The organism is Brevibacillus sp. SYP-B805 (assembly GCF_011059135.1).
Taxonomy (GTDB): Bacteria; Bacillota; Bacilli; order Brevibacillales; family Brevibacillaceae; genus Brevibacillus_F.
In genome coordinates this window covers 1-19,262 of sequence record NZ_JAALGD010000020.1, presented here as the reverse complement: position 1 = coordinate 19,262, position 19,262 = coordinate 1, and the positions used below count along the sequence as shown (strand labels likewise).

Here is a 19,262-nt window from a genome sequence, read left to right as displayed (position 1 = left end):
CGCGAAAGTGTATTGTAAAGAATTTTGTAGCGCTTTCAATCTCCGGAAAAGTTACCGCCGCCATTCGACAGGATTCTGCCGCACAAAGGTAGAATAATTAGGCAGATGCAAACCCTGTTTGGTTAGGAGTGACGCCGTTTGTCACACGACGCGCGAGAAGATTCGCAAGAGAGAATATTTGCTTTAGATATCGGGACCCGCAGTGTCGTGGGCTTGATCGTGGAGCCTGTGGGCGACAAGTTTCGCGTGATTGACTGCGCCATCCAGGAACACAGCGAACGCTCCATGCTGGATGGACAGATTCACGATGTGGTGGCCGTGGCCAAGGTGATCTCCCAGGTAAAAGCCCGCCTGGAAGAAAAGCACGGTCCGCTCACAAGGGTGGCCGTCGCCGCCGCGGGACGCTCGCTGAGGACCCGCCGCGTCCGCATGGAGATGGAGATCGCCAAGCAAACCGCCTTCAGCAAGGAGGACGTGCTCACCCTGGAGTTTTCCGCCGTGCAGGAGGCCCAGGCGCAGCTGGCCCAGGAGTTGAACGAACAAGATGTTACCCGCTACTATTGTGTGGGCTACAGCGTGGTCAACTATTATCTGGACGGCGAGCTGATCGGCAGCTTGATCGACCAGCGCGGAGAGAAAGCGGCCATCGATGTGATCGCCACCTTCCTGCCGCGCGTGGTCGTGGATTCGCTCCTGGCTGCGCTGAAACGCTGCGGTCTGGACATGCAGGCCCTTACCCTGGAGCCGATTGCCGCCATCAACGTCTTGATCCCGGTAACCATGCGCCGGCTCAACATCGCGCTGGTCGATATCGGCGCGGGCACTTCCGACATCGCCCTTACCGAGGAAGGGGCGATCACCGCATACGGCATGGTGCCGGTCGCCGGCGACGAGATCACGGACGCCCTGATGAATGCCTTCCTGCTCGACTTCCCCATGGCGGAGGAAGTGAAACGGGCGCTGACTGCCCACGAGTCGGTCACCTTCCGGGATATTCTCGGAATGGAACACACCCTCTCCTCCACCGAGGTCGTAGCGGCCATTGACAGCGACATTACCCAACTGGCGCAAAAAATTGCCGAAAAAATCCTGGAGTTGAACGGCAAGCCCCCGCAAGCGGTCATGCTGATCGGCGGCGGCAGCCAGACACCGAAGCTGACCGAAAAGGTGGCCGGCATGCTGGAGATTCCGGCAAACCGCGTCGCGGTGCGCGGCGCCGATGCCATCCAGCAGTTCGTCGATACCCATCCTCTTATCAACGGACCGGAGTTCGTGACGCCTGTCGGGATTGCCGTCGCCGCCCGCCGCCATCCGATCAGGTATGTGACGGTGACGGTCAATGAGACGCCGATCCGCATCTTCGACCTGCGCAAAATGACGCTGGGCGATGCCCTGATCGCGGCAGGTCTGGATATTCGCCGCCTGTACGGCAGACCGGGTCTGGCGATGACCCTGACGGTGAACGGCCGCATGAAGATCATTCCCGGCGGCCACGGCACCCCGCCCATTATCACCAGAAACGGGGAAACAGCCGCGCTGGACACCCCCATCGCCGACAACGACAGCATCGTGGTGGTGCCGGGCAGGGACGGGGACGAGGCCAGGGTCCAGGTCAGCGACCTCCTCGACGAAGAAGAGCTGTTTGAATGCTTCATCAATGGGGAATCGCACCGGCTGGGACCGATCGCGCTGGTCAACGGCCAGGCGTGTCCGCTCTCCACACCGCTGCAGGACCGGGATATTGTGGAGATCCGGATGCCACGCACGGTGGAAGAGGTGCTGCGGGAAACCGGCCATACCGCCGAACTGGATTCCTCCGCAAGCCAGGTCCGCTTTACCCTGAACGGCCGGGACTACGCGCTGCCGCGCTGCGACATCCAGCTGTCGGTGAACGGCAGTCCCGCTTCCTTCACGGAGCGCGTGCGTTCGGGCGATCATCTGGCGTTTGCGGTCAAAGCGCTCCCGCTGCCGACGGTCAGAGAGATTATTCCGCCGGAAGAATGGGTACAGGAAGAGATCAAAGTCCACTTCAACGGCATTCCCGTGACGCTGCCTACCGCCCAAGTCGCCATCACCATGGATGGCAAGGCGGTCTCTGCCGATGAGGTGATCCATGATGGCGCGGTCATCACGGTAAAAGTAACACCGGGGGAGAAAGCCCCGCTGTTCAGCGATGTGTTCCGCTATGTGGATGTCTCGCTTGAAAAGCCCAGAGGAGAGGGTGTTTCACGGCTGACGACGCTGATCAACGGCGAGCCCGCCTCTTTCCAAACGGAATTGAAAAACGGGGACAAGCTGGAACTCTTCTGGGAATAAATAACCCCGCCGACTTAAGCTAGGCTAAACCCCAAATAATGACGTTGACCTTCGAAGCTTAATCCGAGTACTTTTTGGGGACCCCTGTAAAAATTGTGTGGGCGGGGGCCCCCAAACTTTCTTGGTTACTTTATGATGTAACAACCCGCCCGGCGCATCGGGCGGGTTGTTACTGCATCGGCGGTTCCGGTCGTGCGGACACCGGATCGATCATTCCGCGTCTCCCTGTTCAAAAAGCTCATGGAACGCTTTCGCCAGCCGCATGTCTCCTCCTTATTCGGCCAATGCCTGGGCGATCGCGTCCCTGGTGATCTTCCAGTGCGACGTGTGCCACTTGACCGCTTGATCCTCCAAGAGAAAGATTTGCGGCGATTCATGTTTGATGCCGTACCGCTCCGCGACCTCGTTGGACACCGGCCGATCTTCGCGGACAAGAATGACCGCCGCCGGCATCTCATGGCTGTTCAGGAACGATTGAAACTCTTCGTAGGCCGCGCTGCTGATCGGGCAAATCGTGCTGTGCTTGAACAGCAGCCGTTTTCCCGGCCCGCTCACAAAAGCATCCAGTTCGTCGATTGAATGCAATTCCTTGATGGTTGCCATGGCGCTTTCTCCTCACTTTCCCTTTCAAACACTGCATGTGATTTCTCAGTATAAAGATATCGCATGCGGCCAACAAAAAAAAGCACTCTCCCGGCAGAGCGCCAAACGCTCCGGTTATGCCGGCGCGGGAGCGCTTTCCTCACACGCTTGCACACCAAAAGCAGCCAGCCTGACAGGGGGCATGGCTGCTCTGTATGGACGGTGCCCGATCGATCGCTACACGTACTGGATCTCTACTAGCCGTTTGCGGATATCCATGATCCAATCCTCGTCACCCAGGGATTGGGCCAGCAGAAACAGATCCAGCAGTTCATTGATCCGCTCTTCAATCACGATTCTGGCGGTGCTCCCCTCCGGCTCATTGGCCACCAGCACAAGTGCATTGGAAAACTCGGAGATGTCCTTGAACTCTATGGCTTGCCGTGTGGGATGGGTTCCCAAATCGCTCATCAGCTTCTTCAAATCATCCTTTATGATGTCTACTACCTGGGAATGAGAGCAGTATTCATTCTGGCATACATGAACCGGAACATGGTTGATCCTTACCTTGCTGCGGTAGACGACATTGCGCAGCATGATGCGCATCTCGCTGCCACAGCGGCTGCAACGCTTATTCATGAATTCACCTCACCATTTCACCCGCATTTCAACCCTGCTAAAATTCGTGAAAACAAGAGAAACTCCTGCCGATGAATGGGTGGTACATGGTGGATGAACTGGCAGAAAAAAAGAGCAGGCCTTTGGCCGTGCTCCCTTCCCAGCGGATGATCCTCGTGGTCCATCCGTCCTTATGCATAAATGGCGTTTACTTTTTCACAATGGGGACAAACCGCGACCTTGCCGGCCTGTCCGAACTCGTCTTCAACCCGGTAACCGGTGATCTTTTCGGAAAAGCAAAACAGACACTCGGTATTGAAATCCATGTCATATTGGGCTTTCCACACAATCGCCTTGAAATCCTCCCCGACGCTGATCGTGATCGACAGCTCCTCGTGCAGTGGTACGGAGATTGCTCTGCGCATGTTCATGCCATCCTTTCGCTATGCGTTCTTTCCTTTCCTCCAGCTTTTCCATGTTTTCTGAATAATAAACATTGTCGTCAAAAATAGGCATCTGCCGTTACGTCTCTTTGCCCGCCCCCATATCTTATGGATGTAAGCACAAGAGACTGACAAACGGAGGAGGATGTTATTCATGAGCAGCATTTTTAACGGCGATTTCGATGGTTTTGTACTGGTGCTCGTTCTGTTCATTCTACTCGTCATCGTGGGCGCAGCGGAAAATTGACGATTTCCTGCCGGGAGTGTGCGCTTCTCCTGGCGGGGCCAGATACATCCGGTACATTCACCATGTGCAATCCAGCTTGAACAAATAAAAGGAGGACGATAACGTGAGCAGCATTTTCAATGGGGATTTTGACGATTTCGCCTTGATTCTCGTACTGTTTATCCTGCTGGTAATCGTTGGGGCAGCAGAAAACTGATCGCATTCTAGTCACAATCGCGCCGATCGCGCGTATAGATGTATAACCGAATCCTGCATTGCGCGTGCAGCCACCACAGCTACCCTCCGGCTAGGGTGGCTGTTCTTTTTGATTTTGTGTACAATAACTTCGAACATCATCGAAAGAGAGGTACATGCATGAGAGATCCCCGTCTGGACCAGCTTGCCGATGTGTTGGTCAACTACTCCACCCGCGTGCAAAAGGGGGAAAACGTCCTCATCTACGCGATTGGCGATGTCAATGAACTCGTGAAAGCCGTCATCCGGCAGGTATACGCCGCTGGCGGACATCCTTATGTGCAGTTGGTGCAGCCGTCCATTCTGCGCGAACTCATGCTGCAAACCAATGAGGAGCAGTTGGCGGTCATGCGTGAAGCGGAAGTCGCGTTTATGAAAAAGATGGATTGTTACATCGGAATCCGCAGCGGCGACAACATCAACGAGTATGCCGATGTACCCGGAGATAAAATGAAGCTGTATACCAGCCTGCTGCAGCGCCCCGTTCAGGATGTGCGCGTGCCCCACACCCGCTGGGTCGTCCTGCGTTATCCCAACGCCTCCATGGCCCAGTTGGCCAATATGAGCACAGAGGCCTTTGAAGATTTCTATTTCAAGGTATGCACGCTTGACTACGGCAAAATGGCCAAAGCCATGGAGAACCTCGTGGCGCTGATGGAGAAGACGGACAAGGTGCGGATTACCGGTCCGGGCACCGATCTTACCTTTTCCATTAAAGGGATTCCGGCCATCAAATGCGCCGGCGAGTACAACATTCCGGACGGTGAGGTGTTTACAGCGCCTGTCAAGGATTCCGTCAACGGCGTCATTACGTACAATACGCCCTCCCCTTATCAGGGCTTCACGTTTGATCAGGTCAAGCTGACCTTCCGGGACGGCAGGATCGTGGACGCGGTCGCCAACGATACGGAGCGGATCAACCGGATCTTCGATACGGACGAAGGAGCGCGGTATGTGGGCGAATTCGCGATCGGCGTCAACCCGCACATCCAGCATCCGATGAAGGACATTCTGTTTGACGAAAAGATCGACGGCAGCTTTCATTTCACTCCCGGCCAGTGCTATGATGAAGCGCCCAACGGCAACCAGTCGGCCGTCCACTGGGATCTCGTCTGCATCCAGCGGCCGGAGTGGGGCGGAGGAGAGATCTATTTTGATGACCGCCTGATTCGCAAGGACGGCCGGTTCGTCGTTCCGGAACTGGAGTGCCTCAATCCCGAAAATCTAAAATAACCCCGCCGACTTTGGCTAACGCTGGTGTCGGCGGGGGCCCCCAAACTTTCTTCGTCACTTTATCACTTTAAACAGCTTTAAATTTCCGATCTGCCAAACAAAAAGCGAAATGTGCGGGGGAATTTCGCTTTTTTGGTTCCACACGGGGACGCGGTATCCGGTTACACGTTCAGTGTTTTCGTCTGCTTCAGCAATTCCGGCGCATTCTTCTCCAGGAAATGGATGGTCGACTCCAAATGGTGCAGGGAATACTGCCAGCAAAATTTTTGAAAGTCATTAAACGAATCGGCCATTTGAACATAAGCCTTTTTGCTTTTGCTCAGCAGGTTTTTCTGCATCTGGAGACCGTTGTTCAACAATTCGCGCTGCTCCTCTTCCGAACGCCCGCCGGCAAAAAAGAACTTGACCAGCATGTCGGAGCGCAACACCGGCGGCAGGATCGGGCTCATCATTTCCTGATGGAACAGTTCCCTTCCCTTTTCCGTGATCCGATACAGGATTTTATTCGGTTTGCCCGATTGAATGACCTCCCGCTTCGTGACACAGCCGTCCTCTTCCAGCTTGCGCAGGGAAGGATATATCGCACCAAAGCTTGCATCGTAGAAAAACCCGATGCAGTTGGAAAACGCCTGTTTGAGGTCGTAACCGCTCATTTCCCCCTCGTTCAGAAAGCCCAAAATGATTGTTTTCACGTCCATACAGCATCCTCCAGACTAGCCTCTGCAAGCTCAAACTCAACAAGTACAAAAAAAATAGCCTCCTGTTCATTTTTATTATAAAATGAAAAATTTTATTATACCAATACTATTTCTGTATCAATGATAGCCATGGTTACACATGACCGCCTGACAATAATTGGGCGTCCCTCCCTCCCCCCTCAGCCATAGAATGATACATACCTATCTGCTGTGGGAGGATCTGTGGATGAAACATCGAAAATGGTCCGCATATGTAAGGAAAAATTATCCGGTGAGCAGCAGTTTGCATCCGTTCAATTTTTTCGTCCCTCTGGTCGAACAGGTGAAAGAGGGGGTCGTCTCCATCGTGTCGGAAGACAAGTCCAACGGCGGGCCGCTCGACCAGTTCCTGCGCGATTTTCTCGTGACTCAGCCTTCGATTGAAACATATACAACGGAGCGCAGTTTTGGCTCAGGCTTTATCTTTCATCCGCGCGGTTACATTTTGACGAGCGAACATGTCATCGGCAAATCGAAATCGACCCTCGTCAAGCTTTACAACGGCCGGGTCTTCGAGGCGGAACGGATCGCAAGCGATCGTACGCGGGATTATGCGGTACTCAAAATAAACGCCAACACCCTGCTGAAGCCGCTCCCACTCGGCGATTCCGCTGAAACGAAAGTGGGCGAATGGGTAGTAAGCATCGGTTCGCCGACTTGCGGCATAGGGCTGCAAGCCATATGTTTCCCCCGCGTGGCGGCCGCGCCTGCCGTGCGGGAAGCCCGTCAGCAGGAATGCCTGGAATCCGCCACTTACTTTTGTCAAGTTATTATGGTACAGTAAAGAGGTAGAACAGAAGTACAGGAGTGTGCCGCATGGACCAATCGAATCCGAAATCGCAAATGTGTCCGAAATACGAAGCGGCGATCAGCATACTGGGCAAACGCTGGACCGGGCTGATCATCCGCGTCCTGTTGGGAGGTCCCGTCCGTTTCAAGGATGTCAGGGAAATCGTCCCGCAGATGAGCGACAAGATGCTGTCAGAGCGGTTGAAGGAACTGGAAGAAGAAGGCATCATCGAACGGAAAGTATACCCGGAAACGCCGGTGCGCATCGAATACCAGCTGACGCAGAAAGGTACGGATCTCCGGCCTGTGATAGAATCCATTGAAGAATGGAGCCATAAATGGATGTAACGGACGCCTGATCCTTCCTTGTCCGATCGATCGACAGGAGGATGAGGCTTTTTTGTGCCCGATAAAGGCATATGCGGCGTCCCATCCCTGTATGATCAAATTAACTAACCCCGCCGACTTAAGCTGAGTCTCCACCCACTCGGCGATAGCTATCGCTGTGCCGAGTGTGGCCCTTGCTGTTGTCGGCGGGGGCCCCAGCCTTACTTTCCGATCTAGCAGGATAATCCGCGAATCGTGAGGTGATGATGCCGTGAACAGGGCCGCGCTCTATATCCGCGTGAGCACCGAGGAACAGGCCAAAGAGGGCTTCTCCATCTCCGCCCAGCGGGAGAAGCTGACCTGGTTCGCCTGTTCGCAGGGGATGCACATTCACGATTGCTACATCGATGAGGGATACAGCGCCAAAAATACGGACCGTCCCGCCTTGCAGCGCCTGCTGCGCGATGTACGCAGGGGGGCGGTCGATGTCGTCCTGGTATATCGGCTGGATCGGCTGACACGGTCCGTGCTCGACCTCTATTCCCTGCTGGAAGAATGGGAGCGGCATGGCGTCTCCTTTCGCAGTTGCACGGAAGTGTACGACACCACAACGGCGATCGGCCGCCTCTTTATCACCCTGGTGGCGGCGCTGGCACAGTGGGAGCGGGAAAATCTGGCGGAACGCGTCAAACTGGGCATGGGGCAGATGGCGCGCGAGCAGAAACGGCCGGGCGGCCCGCCCCCCTATGGGTATCGGCTGCAGGATGGCGTCCTGCATGTGGAGCCGATGGAAGCGGATCTCGTCCGCCTGATTTTCGCCAGATATCTCGCGGGGGTCGGGATCAGCGGCATTGCCGACGAGCTGAACCGCCTTGGCTTCCGGAGCCGGACGGGCGGCCCGTGGAATCAAACGACCCTCTCCCATATGCTGAAAAATCCGGTCTATTATGGCGCCCTGCGCTGGAATTACGCCGAGGGCGGCCAAAAAAGAAACAGCCCGGACAGCTGGATCATCCGGGAGGGGACGCACGACGCCATCATCGACAAAGAGACGTTTCTTCTCGTCCAACGGCTGCAGCAGGCGCGGACCCGGCAGCATCCCCGCGCGCTGGCTTCCGATTTTCCCTTTTCCGGCGTCCTCTTCTGCGCCGATTGCGAGGCCCCCATGTACGGCAAAACGATCCGCACGCGCAACCAGACGGGAAAGCGCTACACCAACCGGTATTACGTCTGCCAAAACCGGAAACGAAAAAGCTGTCCGTCCGCCTCCATCCGGGAAGACCGCCTGGAAGCGCTGTTTCTGCCATGGTTGACGCGGGTTGCCAGCGCAGCCGACCTGGCCGAAGCAGCGCTGCAAACGCGCACGCTCTCCCTTCCTGGCCGCCTGCTGGAGGGACAGTTGGAAAAACTGCAGCAGATGGTGGCGCGGTGGGAACAGGCCTATGCGGAAGGGGCCCTCACGCTGGAACGTTTTCGGGAGCGGATGGAGGAGGCCGGCGAGCAGGAAGCGGCTTTGCGCTCCCTGTTGGCGGCGCAGGCCGGCCGTTCCCCGCGCGGCGGAGAGCTTGTTCCCCTCCTCACCGACTGGACGCGGGTGTGGCCGTTTGCCACCATTCGGGAAAAAAAACAGCTCATCACCATCCTGGTGAAAAACATACAGGCGGAAAGCCGCCCTCCTGCCATCACGCGCATTGAGTTTCACTAGCCCCATGCAGCCCTATGGATGCAGGCGGTTCTCCGCTTGGTTTGGAAAACTCGGTCACGGCCGTGTTGCCACGTTCCCTGCCATTATCCTTTGGGACGAAACACCAGCGAGGCAAAAAAGCCAAAGACGATCGCCGCCGAGATCCCCGCGCTGGTCACTTCGAAAATGCCGGTGATGACGCCGACCAGACCATGCCGCTCCGCCTCGGCCATCGCCCCGTGCACCAAGGCGTTGCCGAAGCTGGTAATCGGTACGGTCGCCCCCGCTCCGGCGAAATCGATCAGCGGCTCGTACAGGCCGAGACCGTCCAGAATCGCCCCGGCCACGACCAGTGCAGACATGGTATGCGCAGGGGTAAGCCTTACCACATCCATCAAAAACTGCCCCAGCAAACAGATGCTTCCCCCGACGAGAAACGCCCAGAGAAACGTCATCTTTCGTCCTCCCTTACTCGTTTTCGATGGAGACGGCGTGCGCGATGCAGGGAATGCTTTCGCCCTGCTGATACGACATGGGCGACAGCAGCGCCCCGGTCGCCACCACCAGCATGCGGTGCCATTTGCCTTCCCGCATCCGGTTCAGCAGATGGCCGTAGGTGACGGTGGCACAGCAGCCGCAGCCGCTTCCCCCGGCCCAAACGGCAGGGTTGTCCCCGTAGATCAGCATGCCGCAATCCACATAGCGCTCCAGCGGAATCTTGATATTGTGCTTGGGCAGCAGTTCGGACAGGATGGCGTGGCCTACCCGCGCGAGATCCCCGGTCACGATCAGATCGTAATGGTAGAAGTCGAGCTGCCTGTCGCGAAAGTGAGCCTCAATGGTGCTGAGCGCCGCCGGTGCCATCGCCGCCCCCATGTTGAACGGATCGGACAGCCCCATGTCCACGACCCGTCCGATCGTGGCGGACGTGATCCGCGGGCCGCTGCCCTCTCTTGCCACCACGGCAGCCCCCGCCCCCGTCACCGTCCACTGGGCCGTGGGGGGCTTTTGCGAACCGTACTCGGTCGGATACCGGTACTGCTTTTCCGCCGCGCCGTTGTGGCTGCCCGTGACGGCCAACACATAATCGGCCGCCTGGGAATCGACCAGCTGGGCGGCGAGCGCCAAGCTTTCCATGGCGGTCGAACACGCGCCAAACACCCCCAGATAAGGGATGGCCAGCGTGCGGGCGGCAAAGCTGGCGGATATGAGCTGGTTCAGCAGATCGCCGCCGATCAGGAAACGGATCTTCTCCTTGGTCAATCCGGCTTTTTCGATCGCCTTGTCGCTCGCTTCCTCGAACAGCACCTTCTCCGCCTTTTCCCAACTGTCCTGCCCCAGCATCAGGTCGCCGTGCGTCGTATCGAAATCGTCGGCAAGCGGTCCTTTTGCTTCAAAAGGGCCCCCGATGGCCGACGACCCGACGATGACCGGTTTGTTTGCAAATACCCAGGTTTGATGGCCTGTCAGCATCTACTGCCACCCCATTTTCCAGATCGCCTTGATCACCCCGATGACGAATGCGGAAAAAACGCCGAACACAATGACCGACCCGGCCAGTTTAAACATGTTGCTCCCCACGCCCAACACGTATCCTTCGCTTCGATGCTCGATGGCCGCGGAGGCGATCGAATTGGCAAAGCCGGTGACAGGGACGCTTGTTCCCGCTCCCGCCCACTGGGCAATCCGGTCATAAACCCCAAAGCCGGTCAGGAGCACCGAAAGTAGAATCAGGACGGCCACTGTCGGATTGCTTGCCGTTTTTTCCGTAAAGTGGAAGAAGCGGATAAAGATCTCTTGAATGGCCTGCCCAATGATGCAGATGACCCCCCCGACGAGAAACGCGCGGAGGAAGTTGCGGGCGAGCGGACGGGGCGGTTCATGCCGCTTGGCCAGCTCCTGGTACTGCAGCTGGACAGGCGTCAACCTTTTCTTTTTGTGGTCAGCCATCCCTCACACCCTCCTTACCGCATCAAATGCGGCTCCATTTTTTCAATCAGCTGTTTCAACCGTTTGGCTTCCACCGCATAGGTCTTCTTCATCTTTTCGCTTTGGGTGGCCAGCGCGTACAGCTCCAGATCCGCCTGACATTTTTTCAGGGTGGCAAAGGTGAGCTTCATCGCCGTCGGCTGGGCCACCTGAATCTTGTCGTCATACAGATCGAGATACAGCTGGCCGCCCTTGTCCACCTGGCCCAAAAACACATTTTCCAGCGCAACGCCCGCTTTCTCCAGCTCCGCCTTCAGCCATGCGCGGTTCAAGCCGATGGTCGCCAGCGGTTCATCCATGATCTGACCGTCCATGATCACGTTTTGCGGCTCTTCCGCCGGGGCGACCTGCAGCCCCAACTGTTTGGCCGTCAACGGCTGGTTTTCCGCTTTCAACAGCACGCTCAGCTTGCCGCTCGGTTCCATGACGGCAAATTCCACATCGGCCGCTTTGAACACGTTCTTGTTGCGCAGCATATCCATCAAGTCTTCCAGATTCAGCCGCTCCTGCTTCAGATTGTCTTCCAGGATCTTGCCGTCCTTGATCAGAACGGTAGCGCTCCCTTCAAAAAAATTGCGCATCACCTTGCTTTTCATTGCCAGCCATTCGGAGACAATGGGAAACAGGCCGAACATGGTCATGGCGATCATGCCATGGATGATGGAACCGTCGATATTGGTGGCCATTTCAGCGGCAATCGAGCCGATCGTCATCGCGACGATGAAATCGACGAAGGACAGCTGGGACATCTGCCGTTTCCCGATCAGCCTCGCCAGGGTAAAGAGATAGGCCAGAGAGACAAAGGACGTGATGATGATCGTGAGCCAACCCGGCATGGATGAACCTCCTTAACATACCCGCACTGCAATCAAAACCCTTTGTACTGCGGCTCCTCAAACTCCAATTCCGTAACGCGCTTCTCCAGCGTGTCGCAGATGGTTTTCGCCGTTTGTGCCGCCTTTGTGTACATCTCTTTCGCCTGCTTGTTCTGCGTTTCCAGCGCAAACATTTCCAGGTTGGCCTGGGCGCTTTTCAGGCTGGCCAGCGTCTGCTTTACCTGCATGGCGACCGTCATCACCGCTCACCTCCTTCTGCCTTTTTCTCCACGATGAAGAGATCGACAGTTATATAGTCCATCGAACAACGGTAATTATGCGCTGCGGGCATAAAAAACCCACCCGGCTTGAGCTATCGCTGCGCCGGGCGGGGCCCCCAGCCTTTCCCTGTCACTTTATCACTTTAAGGAACTAAGCTTTCTTCTCTGACAAAAAAAGCCTGCCGGGCAGTTGGCCGGCAGACGCTAGCCGGACGGTTCCCCGTCCGCTTGCCGAAGCAGCGCTTCGATCAAAAAGGCATACAGCTCCTCCAGTTCAGACTCGCGCGCAGGCGCTTCGGGCTGGGTGACGCGAATCTCCCCATACGATCCTCTCACGACAAGCAGCGCCGTCTGCTCCACCTCGCTCCCCCCTCGCCAAAAGGGTATGTGAGCGGCGGATTGTCTTATGTCAACCGGCCTGCTGTTTCGATGCCCAACTGGTGGGCCAAATGTTCCCTCCCTTTCTCCGTGATGCGCACGGCGCGGCTTGACGGGACGCGAACGATCCAGCCGAGCTCAAACAGCCGGCTGGCAAGCGCGGCTCCCAATGCTCCCGCCAAATGGTGGCGCCGTTCGCTCCAGTCCAGGCATGGACGGGCAAGCGAGCGCCGTTTTTGGCGGATCGCTTCCACATCGATGCCAAAGTCGGAAAACCAGCGCTTCCCTACCTCGGTGATCCGGTACTCCCGATCCGCTTCCCGCAGGAATCCGCGCGTCACGAACGTCCGGGTCAGCTCCACCCCCAGCTGGCCGGCCAGATGGTCATAGCAGGTGCGGGCATGGCGCACTTCCTTCAGCCGATCGGACTGCCGGAGCGACCGAACCTGCACGGGCGGCGCCAGGGTGGTCAGCGCCTCAAGCACCTGGGCGACATGCGCGCCGGCCAGACGGTAATAGCGGTGACGGCCGTGCGTCTCCACCGCGAGCAGCTTCCCTTCGACCAATTTGGCAAGATGGGCGCTGGCCGTCTGGGGCGATACCCGGGCCAGATAAGCCAGTTCACTCGCCGGCAAAGCGCGGCCGTCCAAAAGGCTGTCCAGCATCGCCGCCCGGGTGGGATCCCCGATCAATCCGGCAACATAGGCAAAATCAGGATATGCATTCATACTTCGATCATAACCGAATCATTCATGCAGTACAATGGGGATATTCAGAGCGAAGGAGGTTATTCCATGAATGCCATCGATGCCATCATTCTTCATTTTCAAGAAACCAGACGCCGATCCATCCTTGCGTGGCGAGCCCTGCCCGATGAGTGGCTGGGCTGGAGGCCGGACAAGGAAGCCTACTCTTTTGGCGAAATGATCCGTCATGTGTGTACGGCCACCTTCGAGTACCATCAGATCCTTCTCCATAACGGTTCGGCCCATGCGGCGATCCCTGATGCTCCTTACAAGGAGGAGCCGATCGTCTCGGTCGAACGGGAAATCGCGCTGGGCACACCGCTGTTTGAGGCGTTCCTTGCCTATATACGGACGCTGGATGAAGACGAACTGGACACGCGCATCATCGACCGCAGCGATGTCGGGTATCAGCGCCCCCTGGGTGACATGCTGCTGCGCATCGCTTACCACGATGCGGTGCATACCGGCCAGTTCCTGCAGTACATGCGGATGGCGGGGCTTGAGCGGCCCCTGATCTGGGATTAATCACGGATCGCCGAATAAACTGGATAACAAGGAGACGCTCCTGACAAGGGCGCTCTCCTTATCCTGGTTCGAGCGGGGTGAGTCCATGAACAAACTGCCGGCAGGCGCAAGAATCAGGCGGATCGTCAGCTACCTCCGCCGTTCCCGGGAAGATGCGGAACGGGAAAAACGGACCGGCGAGGATACCATCGCCATGCAGCGGAGCGTCATGGAACGCGTGTTGGGCGAGTACGGCATTCCCTACGACCTCGCAGAGGAAATCGGCAGCGGCGACAAGATCGAATCCCGGCCCGTCTTCAGCCAGGTACTGGCTGATCTGGAGGAGGGCAGGTACGACTGCATCGCCGTGAAAGAAATCTCCCGGCTGACGCGGGGCGATTTTCAGGATTACGGACGGGTCTACGAGCTGATCCGTCGGAAACGGATCTTCATCCTGACCCCCTACCGGCTGTATGATCCCAAAAATGTCAACGATCTGCGGCAGATCCGTTTCGAAATGTTTCTCTCCCGCGAGGAATTTGAAACCATTCGCGAACGGATGCAGGGGGCCAAATACGCCTACGCCATGTCGGGACGCTTCATGGGCTCCAGGCCCGCCTACGGCTACCGGACCAATCCGAGGACACAGCGGTTGGTGATCGAGCCAGGGGAAGCGGAAGTCGTCCGGCTGATCTACCGGCTGTACCTGGAGGGCCTGAACGGGAGAGAGCTGGGCTGCCGGACCATCGCCTCCCTCCTGACCAACAGCGGCATTCCTTCCCCCACCGGGCTACCGGAATGGAATGCCTCTGCGGTTAAAAAAATCCTGCACAATCCGGTATATATCGGGGAGATCCGCTACAGCACGACGGTTGAGACACAGCGGAAACGCGCGAGACGGCCGCCGGACGAATGGATCATCGTACCAAATGCCCATCCCCCCATCATCTCTCCCGACGTGTACCAGCAGGTGCATCACAAACGGCAGCGCCGCCGCCCCTCCATCCCTCTCGACCAGAGCCCGTCGGAACTATCCGGCCTGATCCGCTGCGGACTGTGCGGCAAAAAGATGGTGCGGCAGGCTTCCCGCTGTACCTATCGCAAAAAGGACGGCAGCGTGAGCGTCTATGAAAAGGAGATGCTCTGGTGCACAACCGCAGGCTGCACCTATGTGAAGTACCGGGCCGTGGAAGAGATGCTTCTCTCCTTTCTCGCCTGCGTCGAGCCGCCCGCGCCGGAGCGGATCCGCCGCATGATCGCTGCCCATGCAGCGGCCGGAAAGCAGCGCCGAGCCTCCCCAGCCGACCGATCCGCCGCCGCCCTGTCCAGGCAGCGGACATCCCTGCAAAAACAGCTGGCCGCCGTCTACCACGGCTTTGAGACCGGGGTATACACTTCCGAGGAGTTTATCCGGAGACGGTCAGAGATATCCGATCAATTGGGCAGGCTGAACATGCTCCTTAAAGAAAAACAGCCGTCTCCCCAACAGCTGGATGATGGGCAAAAAGAACGGCTCGCCGAGCGGCTCCAATCGTTCCCCGCCGTTTATCACGCCTTGAGCGGCAAGGCGGAGAAAAACAGGCTGCTGCGCTTCCTCATCGAATCGGTGCGGCTCACGCGCCGGGAAAAACAGACCGGCAGCCGCATCACGCCCTTTACCCTGGAGGTCGCGTTCCGCCTGAACGGTCAGCTGCATCTCCGTCCGCCGTTTTAGGCTTTACGTGAGAATCCGGTCACGGCCGGCATCATCAGTGCCAAAAACCGGCGTCTGCAGGTGGCCAAACGCCACTATGAAGAGATTTTTCAAACCGATGCGGCGATCAATCCGGGCAACAGCGGCGGTCCGCTCATCAATTTGCACGGGGAGGTGGTCGGCTTAAACGCCTTTATCATTCAATCCAGCCAATGCCTGGGCTTTGCGATCGGCATTAATTCACTGAAACCGCATCTGGCCCGGCTGGTTCTGGATTAAATAACCCCGCCTACGTAAGCGATGCTCAACGGCAAAAACCCCGTTATGACAACGGGGTCCATGTGCAGATATGGTCGGTCGATCTTGGGTAATGGTTCCTGCTCGCTCTCTTGACGACCCGCGAGGAAGTGGGCTTTTGTCCGCTCCGAAACGCGACGCGGGCAGGGGGCTCAACATCCGGGCGTCTCAGGGATGTGAGACTCACGCCCCCTGTGGCCCCCGCGTCTTTGTTTCTCCGCTTCGTCGGTCGTCAAAGGAGCTCGCCTGGCCCCATTACGCCATACCCCAAACATACGTTTGTCATCAGTCTGACCCCGTTACGACGACGGGGTTTCTTTTTGCAGCGCAATCAGATAGATGCCGTTTCCCTCCTGATTGAGCTGGTCCTCCGCCTGTTTCAGGCGCCGGAGCTGCTCTTCGGTCAGCGAGGCGATCGGCAATTCATCCAAACGATTTTTCTTTTCCATGTCGGCCTCCCGGTTGATGCAGGATATTTTTATCCTGCCCGGGTACAAGCGTCCGTATGCTCAGGCCACCTGGTACAAGGCTTTGGCTATGGCGGCACACGACCGTTTGCAGAACAGGATGGGCAGACACCTGTCTTTCGCCTGCTGCTTGATGGTTTTCGCCAGGTTATGGTTGATGAAATCGGTCAGCACCAAAATCACATCCACGCCGCTTGGAATCTTGATGCCGGTCTGCGAGCTTTTCCGGCCGCTTACATGATGCACCTCCTGAAACCCCTGGTTTTGCAGCAAATCCACGATGTTGCCCAGTCTGTCTCCTCCAACCACCAAAATGGATGCCATGAAATATTCCTCCTTCGCGGTTCCGATGTTTTATGTACTTCTTCTCAGGTTGCCAATTAATAATGAAAACCATTCTCATTGATAAATATTATCATTCCCAATTAAACTTGACAATACTCTCCCCTAATAACTTTTGGATTTTTGGTACAAAATAGCAATGTAAAGGAGGTATGTCCCGTTGCAAGCCTTCTCGCAGCTTGAAAGCATCCTCACCCGCACCCGGGAAGCGATCGGCGGTTTCCTCGCCCTGCTGCAGCCGATCGTCGACCATGCGCAGGATGAACATACGCGTCTTTATTACCACCATATCATGGAAGAAGAAGAGCAGCGCCTCGGCCGGCTAAACGAGCTGCTGCCCTATCTGCGTTCCCTGACTGCCGGCAGCGAGCAGCTGAGCGACCGGGAGCTGTCGCGCCTGCTTTCCGACATCAATCTGGAACGCTTCGGCCTGCACAATTTTCGCGAGCATCTGGAGCTGTCTCTCTATGAGTTCACCGATCCGGAGAAACGAGAATGGTTGAACCGGACGCGCGAAGAGACCCAAAGCGATTACCTGACCGTCAAGGAGATCATGGCAGCCCTGAGCGAACGCTTGTCCGACCACGGCGCCGTCATTTCCGTCGAGGATCACGATGAAGGGCACGCGATCCATCAGGTGGACCATCTGCTGGCTTCGGCAAGGAGGCAGCCTCCTCCCCGTTTCCCCGCCGGAAAAGGGCTGGCCGTTGGCAGTCTACGCTCATCACGCTTGGAATGGAGGTATCATATGGAGAAGCATCACAAATTTCCGGACGCCCCCCTCTCCCCCGACGAATGGCGCCAGCTTGACGAAACGGTTGTCGAGATGGCCCGGCGCCAGCTGGTGGGCCGCCGGTTCATTGACATCTACGGCCCGTTGGGGGAAGGAATCCAGGCGATCAGCAACGATCTCTATGAGGAATCGCGTGTCGGCGCGTTAAACCTGCGCGGCGAAGGCCTTGAACTTACCCAGCCCAGCCGGCGGGTCAGCCTGACGATTCCGATCCTCTACAACGATTTTGTTCTTTACTGGCGCGACATCTCGCAAGCGCGGACGCTCGGCATTCCCCTCGACTTCAGCGGGGCGGCCAATGCCGCCGCCGGGTGCGCGCTCCTGGAGGACGATCTCATCTTCAATGGTTCCCCGGCGTTCGAGCTGCCCGGCTTGATGAACGTGACAGGCAGGCTCACCCACCTGAAAAGCGACTGGATGGAGTCGGGCAATGCGTTCGCCGATATCGTGGAAGCCCGCAACAAGCTGCTGAAGATGGGGCACAGCGGCCCTTACGCACTGGCGGTCTCCCCGGAGCTGTATTCGCTCCTCCATCGTGTGCATCAGGGAACCAACGTCCTGGAAATCGAACATATCCGCAGCCTGGTGACAGAGGGCGTCTACCAAACGCCAGCCATCCAGGGTCGTGCCGGCGTGCTGGTGTCGTGCGGCCGCCACAATCTCGATCTGGCCATCGCGGAAGATTTCAATACTGCGTTTATGGAGGACGAACAGATGAACAGCGTCTTCCGCGTGTATGAATGCGTTGTGCTGCGCATCAAGCGCCCCAGCGCCATCTGCACGCTGGAAGAAGCGGAAAAATAACCCCGCCGACCCAAGCGAACGATCCACCCACTCGGCGATCGCTAATGCTTTGCCGAGTGGGGTCACTTGCTGGTGTCGGCGGGGGCCCTAAACGTTCTTCGTCACTTTTTCATTTTACGCAAAATACCTGGCCCGCATAACGGACCAGGTATTTTGCATGGGAAGGCGGATTACTTTTGTCCGCCGCATCTATGCGATCTTCACGCTGCGCGCAAGATCCTTGTGGGGCAGGAAGGAAAGATTCACGTGCCGGCATGCCAGTTCATAGCCGATATCTTCGGCCAGGAGCGCCGCTTCCTCGACAAACGGCGGCGTGAGGCATCCCTCATTCAGCTCGCACAAGCGCTTCAGGCGGGTCAACCGCTCTGCCGTCTTTTCTTCCCGCATGAGAGCGTTGGCAAGCTCACACACGTTGACATGTCTGGCTTCAACAATCATGCTGATCTCCTGGACATGCACGATCAGACGTTTCCCGTCCTCGGTGACAAAGCCCAGCGAACAGAAAGTGCCGCCCGCCATTTCCAGGCGCGTCAGCACCACATTGGCATACTCTTCGCCCGAACGCAGCCGGATCCTGCTTGCTTCCAGCGCGCCGCCGATTTTTCGCTCGTTGGCGATGACCGTGTACATATCCGTGAAACCGTTAATCTGATAGCGCATGCGAACCTCCTGATGTCTGACCGATTTCACGCAATTGATACTGATTATCACTCACAATGTAATGGTATAATGAAAATCATTCGCTGTCAATGAAAAGGAGAGGTCATGGATGATGGTTCCTGCTCGCTCTCTTGACGACCCGCGAGGAAGTTTGCCGTGTCCGCTCCGAAACGCGACGCGGGCAGGGGGCTCAACATCTGGGTGTTTCCGTATTATGAGGTCAATCAGAGTAACATCTGATTGACCTTTTTTCATGAGTAAAGGTGTAGAATGGCGGTAGCCG

At 57.1% G+C, this 19,262-nt stretch carries 26 protein-coding genes and 1 pseudogene; 12 read left to right on the top strand and 15 right to left on the bottom strand.

Translation table 11 applies throughout. The features are described from left to right. Positions 1–138: 138 nt before the first annotated feature. Complete coding sequence (locus G3578_RS19105; RefSeq protein WP_165215016.1) at positions 139–2,316, top strand: cell division FtsA domain-containing protein; 2,178 nt, start codon at positions 139–141, stop codon at positions 2,314–2,316. 273 nt (positions 2,317–2,589) lie between these two features. On the opposite strand, the gene ytxJ is transcribed toward G3578_RS19105, so the two are convergent. The 3 genes from ytxJ to G3578_RS19090 form a co-directional block, all read right to left on the bottom strand. Then, positions 2,590–2,919, bottom strand: a complete 330-nt coding sequence (gene ytxJ, locus G3578_RS19100) for a bacillithiol system redox-active protein YtxJ (RefSeq protein ID WP_165215013.1) — start codon at positions 2,917–2,919, stop codon at positions 2,590–2,592. Between the two features lie 216 nt (positions 2,920–3,135). Continuing rightward, complete coding sequence (locus G3578_RS19095; protein WP_165215011.1) at positions 3,136–3,537, bottom strand: hypothetical protein; 402 nt, start codon at positions 3,535–3,537, stop codon at positions 3,136–3,138. A 170-nt stretch (positions 3,538–3,707) separates the two neighbouring features. Next, positions 3,708–3,941: a hypothetical protein gene (locus tag G3578_RS19090; protein WP_165215008.1), complete on the bottom strand. Its 234-nt coding sequence runs from the start codon at positions 3,939–3,941 to the stop codon at positions 3,708–3,710. Positions 3,942–4,113: 172 nt separating this feature from the next. Between G3578_RS19090 and G3578_RS19085 the strand changes: the two genes are divergently transcribed. The 3 genes from G3578_RS19085 (at position 4,114) to G3578_RS19075 (ending at position 5,673) form a co-directional block, all read left to right on the top strand. Then, positions 4,114–4,206 carry a YjcZ family sporulation protein gene (locus G3578_RS19085; RefSeq protein ID WP_165215006.1) on the top strand — a complete coding sequence of 31 codons (93 nt, stop codon included), beginning with the start codon at positions 4,114–4,116 and terminating at the stop codon, positions 4,204–4,206. Positions 4,207–4,309: 103 nt separating this feature from the next. Continuing rightward, positions 4,310–4,402: a YjcZ family sporulation protein gene (locus G3578_RS21305; protein ID WP_165215003.1), complete on the top strand. Its 93-nt coding sequence runs from the start codon at positions 4,310–4,312 to the stop codon at positions 4,400–4,402. 158 nt (positions 4,403–4,560) lie between these two features. Next, positions 4,561–5,673: an aminopeptidase gene (locus G3578_RS19075; RefSeq protein WP_165215000.1), complete on the top strand. Its 1,113-nt coding sequence runs from the start codon at positions 4,561–4,563 to the stop codon at positions 5,671–5,673. A gap of 161 nt (positions 5,674–5,834) precedes the next feature. Here G3578_RS19075 and G3578_RS19070 read toward each other — a convergent pair whose 3' ends face one another. Continuing rightward, positions 5,835–6,371: a PadR family transcriptional regulator gene (locus G3578_RS19070; protein ID WP_165214998.1), complete on the bottom strand. Its 537-nt coding sequence runs from the start codon at positions 6,369–6,371 to the stop codon at positions 5,835–5,837. Between the two features lie 226 nt (positions 6,372–6,597). On the opposite strand from G3578_RS19070, the gene G3578_RS19065 reads away from it, so the two are divergent. The 3 genes from G3578_RS19065 (at position 6,598) to G3578_RS21300 (ending at position 9,231) form a co-directional block, all read left to right on the top strand. Further along, entirely contained in the window at positions 6,598–7,194 is a 597-nt protein-coding gene (locus G3578_RS19065; protein WP_165214995.1) for a trypsin-like peptidase domain-containing protein, read from the top strand. A 32-nt stretch (positions 7,195–7,226) separates the two neighbouring features. Continuing rightward, on the top strand, positions 7,227–7,547 hold the full coding sequence (locus tag G3578_RS19060; protein ID WP_165214993.1) for a winged helix-turn-helix transcriptional regulator: 321 nt from the start codon (positions 7,227–7,229) through the stop codon (positions 7,545–7,547). Positions 7,548–7,797: 250 nt separating this feature from the next. Further along, complete coding sequence (locus G3578_RS21300; protein WP_165214990.1) at positions 7,798–9,231, top strand: recombinase family protein; 1,434 nt, start codon at positions 7,798–7,800, stop codon at positions 9,229–9,231. A gap of 83 nt (positions 9,232–9,314) precedes the next feature. Here the strand turns inward: G3578_RS21300 and spoVAE are convergent, their stop codons facing one another. The 7 genes from spoVAE to G3578_RS19020 all read right to left on the bottom strand — a co-directional run bounded on the left by spoVAE (position 9,315) and on the right by G3578_RS19020 (position 13,401). Further along, positions 9,315–9,665 carry a stage V sporulation protein AE gene (gene spoVAE / locus G3578_RS19050; protein WP_165214988.1) on the bottom strand — a complete coding sequence of 117 codons (351 nt, stop codon included), beginning with the start codon at positions 9,663–9,665 and terminating at the stop codon, positions 9,315–9,317. 13 nt (positions 9,666–9,678) lie between these two features. Then, positions 9,679–10,683 (bottom strand): stage V sporulation protein AD, encoded by a 1,005-nt coding sequence (gene spoVAD, locus G3578_RS19045; protein WP_165214985.1) that lies wholly within the window; start codon positions 10,681–10,683, stop codon positions 9,679–9,681. Beyond that, entirely contained in the window at positions 10,684–11,160 is a 477-nt protein-coding gene (gene spoVAC / locus G3578_RS19040) for a stage V sporulation protein AC (protein WP_165214983.1), read from the bottom strand. 14 nt (positions 11,161–11,174) lie between these two features. Beyond that, a complete protein-coding gene (locus tag G3578_RS19035; protein ID WP_165214980.1) occupies positions 11,175–12,035 on the bottom strand; it encodes a DUF421 domain-containing protein in 861 nt (286 codons plus the stop codon). Positions 12,036–12,067: 32 nt separating this feature from the next. After that, positions 12,068–12,274: a DUF1657 domain-containing protein gene (locus G3578_RS19030; RefSeq protein WP_165214978.1), complete on the bottom strand. Its 207-nt coding sequence runs from the start codon at positions 12,272–12,274 to the stop codon at positions 12,068–12,070. A 225-nt stretch (positions 12,275–12,499) separates the two neighbouring features. Next, on the bottom strand, positions 12,500–12,655 hold the full coding sequence (locus G3578_RS19025) for a hypothetical protein (RefSeq protein WP_165214975.1): 156 nt from the start codon (positions 12,653–12,655) through the stop codon (positions 12,500–12,502). Between the two features lie 44 nt (positions 12,656–12,699). Beyond that, positions 12,700–13,401: an ArsR/SmtB family transcription factor gene (locus G3578_RS19020; RefSeq protein WP_165214973.1), complete on the bottom strand. Its 702-nt coding sequence runs from the start codon at positions 13,399–13,401 to the stop codon at positions 12,700–12,702. Positions 13,402–13,467: 66 nt separating this feature from the next. Between G3578_RS19020 and G3578_RS19015 the strand changes: the two genes are divergently transcribed. The 3 genes from G3578_RS19015 to G3578_RS21210 all read left to right on the top strand — a co-directional run bounded on the left by G3578_RS19015 (position 13,468) and on the right by G3578_RS21210 (position 15,895). Beyond that, complete coding sequence (locus G3578_RS19015) at positions 13,468–13,944, top strand: DinB family protein (RefSeq protein WP_165214970.1); 477 nt, start codon at positions 13,468–13,470, stop codon at positions 13,942–13,944. An 85-nt stretch (positions 13,945–14,029) separates the two neighbouring features. Next, on the top strand, positions 14,030–15,637 hold the full coding sequence (locus tag G3578_RS19010) for a recombinase family protein (protein ID WP_165214968.1): 1,608 nt from the start codon (positions 14,030–14,032) through the stop codon (positions 15,635–15,637). Positions 15,638–15,667: 30 nt separating this feature from the next. After that, entirely contained in the window at positions 15,668–15,895 is a 228-nt protein-coding gene (locus G3578_RS21210) for a trypsin-like peptidase domain-containing protein (RefSeq protein WP_165215133.1), read from the top strand. A 317-nt stretch (positions 15,896–16,212) separates the two neighbouring features. Here G3578_RS21210 and G3578_RS19000 read toward each other — a convergent pair whose 3' ends face one another. Further along, a complete protein-coding gene (locus G3578_RS19000; RefSeq protein WP_165214964.1) occupies positions 16,213–16,362 on the bottom strand; it encodes a hypothetical protein in 150 nt (49 codons plus the stop codon). A 60-nt stretch (positions 16,363–16,422) separates the two neighbouring features. Continuing rightward, positions 16,423–16,704, bottom strand: coding sequence for a DUF2325 domain-containing protein (locus tag G3578_RS18995; RefSeq protein WP_165214961.1), 282 nt, complete (start codon positions 16,702–16,704; stop codon positions 16,423–16,425). A 178-nt stretch (positions 16,705–16,882) separates the two neighbouring features. Here G3578_RS18995 and G3578_RS18990 point away from each other — a divergent pair. Continuing rightward, positions 16,883–17,431, top strand: a pseudogene (locus tag G3578_RS18990) (IMEF encapsulin system ferritin-like cargo protein); the annotation flags it as partial. 39 nt (positions 17,432–17,470) lie between these two features. After that, positions 17,471–18,319 (top strand): family 1 encapsulin nanocompartment shell protein, encoded by an 849-nt coding sequence (locus tag G3578_RS18985; RefSeq protein ID WP_165215131.1) that lies wholly within the window; start codon positions 17,471–17,473, stop codon positions 18,317–18,319. A 189-nt stretch (positions 18,320–18,508) separates the two neighbouring features. Here the strand turns inward: G3578_RS18985 and G3578_RS18980 are convergent, their stop codons facing one another. After that, positions 18,509–18,979: a hypothetical protein gene (locus G3578_RS18980; protein ID WP_165214959.1), complete on the bottom strand. Its 471-nt coding sequence runs from the start codon at positions 18,977–18,979 to the stop codon at positions 18,509–18,511. 51 nt (positions 18,980–19,030) lie between these two features. Next, the coding region (locus G3578_RS20750; RefSeq protein WP_206529884.1) for a hypothetical protein at positions 19,031–19,262 on the bottom strand (232 nt) is incomplete at its 5' end.

Coding starts and splice junctions, on each gene's coding strand:
- ytxJ (WP_165215013.1), bottom strand. CDS start 2,919: ATGGCAACCATCAAGGAATTGCATTCAATCGACGAACTGGATGCTTTT.
- G3578_RS19095 (WP_165215011.1), bottom strand. CDS start 3,537: ATGAATAAGCGTTGCAGCCGCTGTGGCAGCGAGATGCGCATCATGCTG.
- G3578_RS19090 (WP_165215008.1), bottom strand. CDS start 3,941: ATGCGCAGAGCAATCTCCGTACCACTGCACGAGGAGCTGTCGATCACG.
- G3578_RS19085 (WP_165215006.1), top strand. CDS start 4,114: ATGAGCAGCATTTTTAACGGCGATTTCGATGGTTTTGTACTGGTGCTC.
- G3578_RS19075 (WP_165215000.1), top strand. CDS start 4,561: ATGAGAGATCCCCGTCTGGACCAGCTTGCCGATGTGTTGGTCAACTAC.
- G3578_RS19070 (WP_165214998.1), bottom strand. CDS start 6,371: ATGGACGTGAAAACAATCATTTTGGGCTTTCTGAACGAGGGGGAAATG.
- G3578_RS19065 (WP_165214995.1), top strand. CDS start 6,598: ATGAAACATCGAAAATGGTCCGCATATGTAAGGAAAAATTATCCGGTG.
- G3578_RS19060 (WP_165214993.1), top strand. CDS start 7,227: ATGGACCAATCGAATCCGAAATCGCAAATGTGTCCGAAATACGAAGCG.
- spoVAE (WP_165214988.1), bottom strand. CDS start 9,665: ATGACGTTTCTCTGGGCGTTTCTCGTCGGGGGAAGCATCTGTTTGCTG.
- spoVAD (WP_165214985.1), bottom strand. CDS start 10,683: ATGCTGACAGGCCATCAAACCTGGGTATTTGCAAACAAACCGGTCATC.
- spoVAC (WP_165214983.1), bottom strand. CDS start 11,160: ATGGCTGACCACAAAAAGAAAAGGTTGACGCCTGTCCAGCTGCAGTAC.
- G3578_RS19035 (WP_165214980.1), bottom strand. CDS start 12,035: ATGCCGGGTTGGCTCACGATCATCATCACGTCCTTTGTCTCTCTGGCC.
- G3578_RS19030 (WP_165214978.1), bottom strand. CDS start 12,274: ATGACGGTCGCCATGCAGGTAAAGCAGACGCTGGCCAGCCTGAAAAGC.
- G3578_RS19020 (WP_165214973.1), bottom strand. CDS start 13,401: ATGAATGCATATCCTGATTTTGCCTATGTTGCCGGATTGATCGGGGAT.
- G3578_RS19015 (WP_165214970.1), top strand. CDS start 13,468: ATGAATGCCATCGATGCCATCATTCTTCATTTTCAAGAAACCAGACGC.
- G3578_RS19010 (WP_165214968.1), top strand. CDS start 14,030: ATGAACAAACTGCCGGCAGGCGCAAGAATCAGGCGGATCGTCAGCTAC.
- G3578_RS19000 (WP_165214964.1), bottom strand. CDS start 16,362: ATGGAAAAGAAAAATCGTTTGGATGAATTGCCGATCGCCTCGCTGACC.
- G3578_RS18995 (WP_165214961.1), bottom strand. CDS start 16,704: ATGGCATCCATTTTGGTGGTTGGAGGAGACAGACTGGGCAACATCGTG.
- G3578_RS18985 (WP_165215131.1), top strand. CDS start 17,471: ATGGAGAAGCATCACAAATTTCCGGACGCCCCCCTCTCCCCCGACGAA.
- G3578_RS18980 (WP_165214959.1), bottom strand. CDS start 18,979: ATGCGCTATCAGATTAACGGTTTCACGGATATGTACACGGTCATCGCC.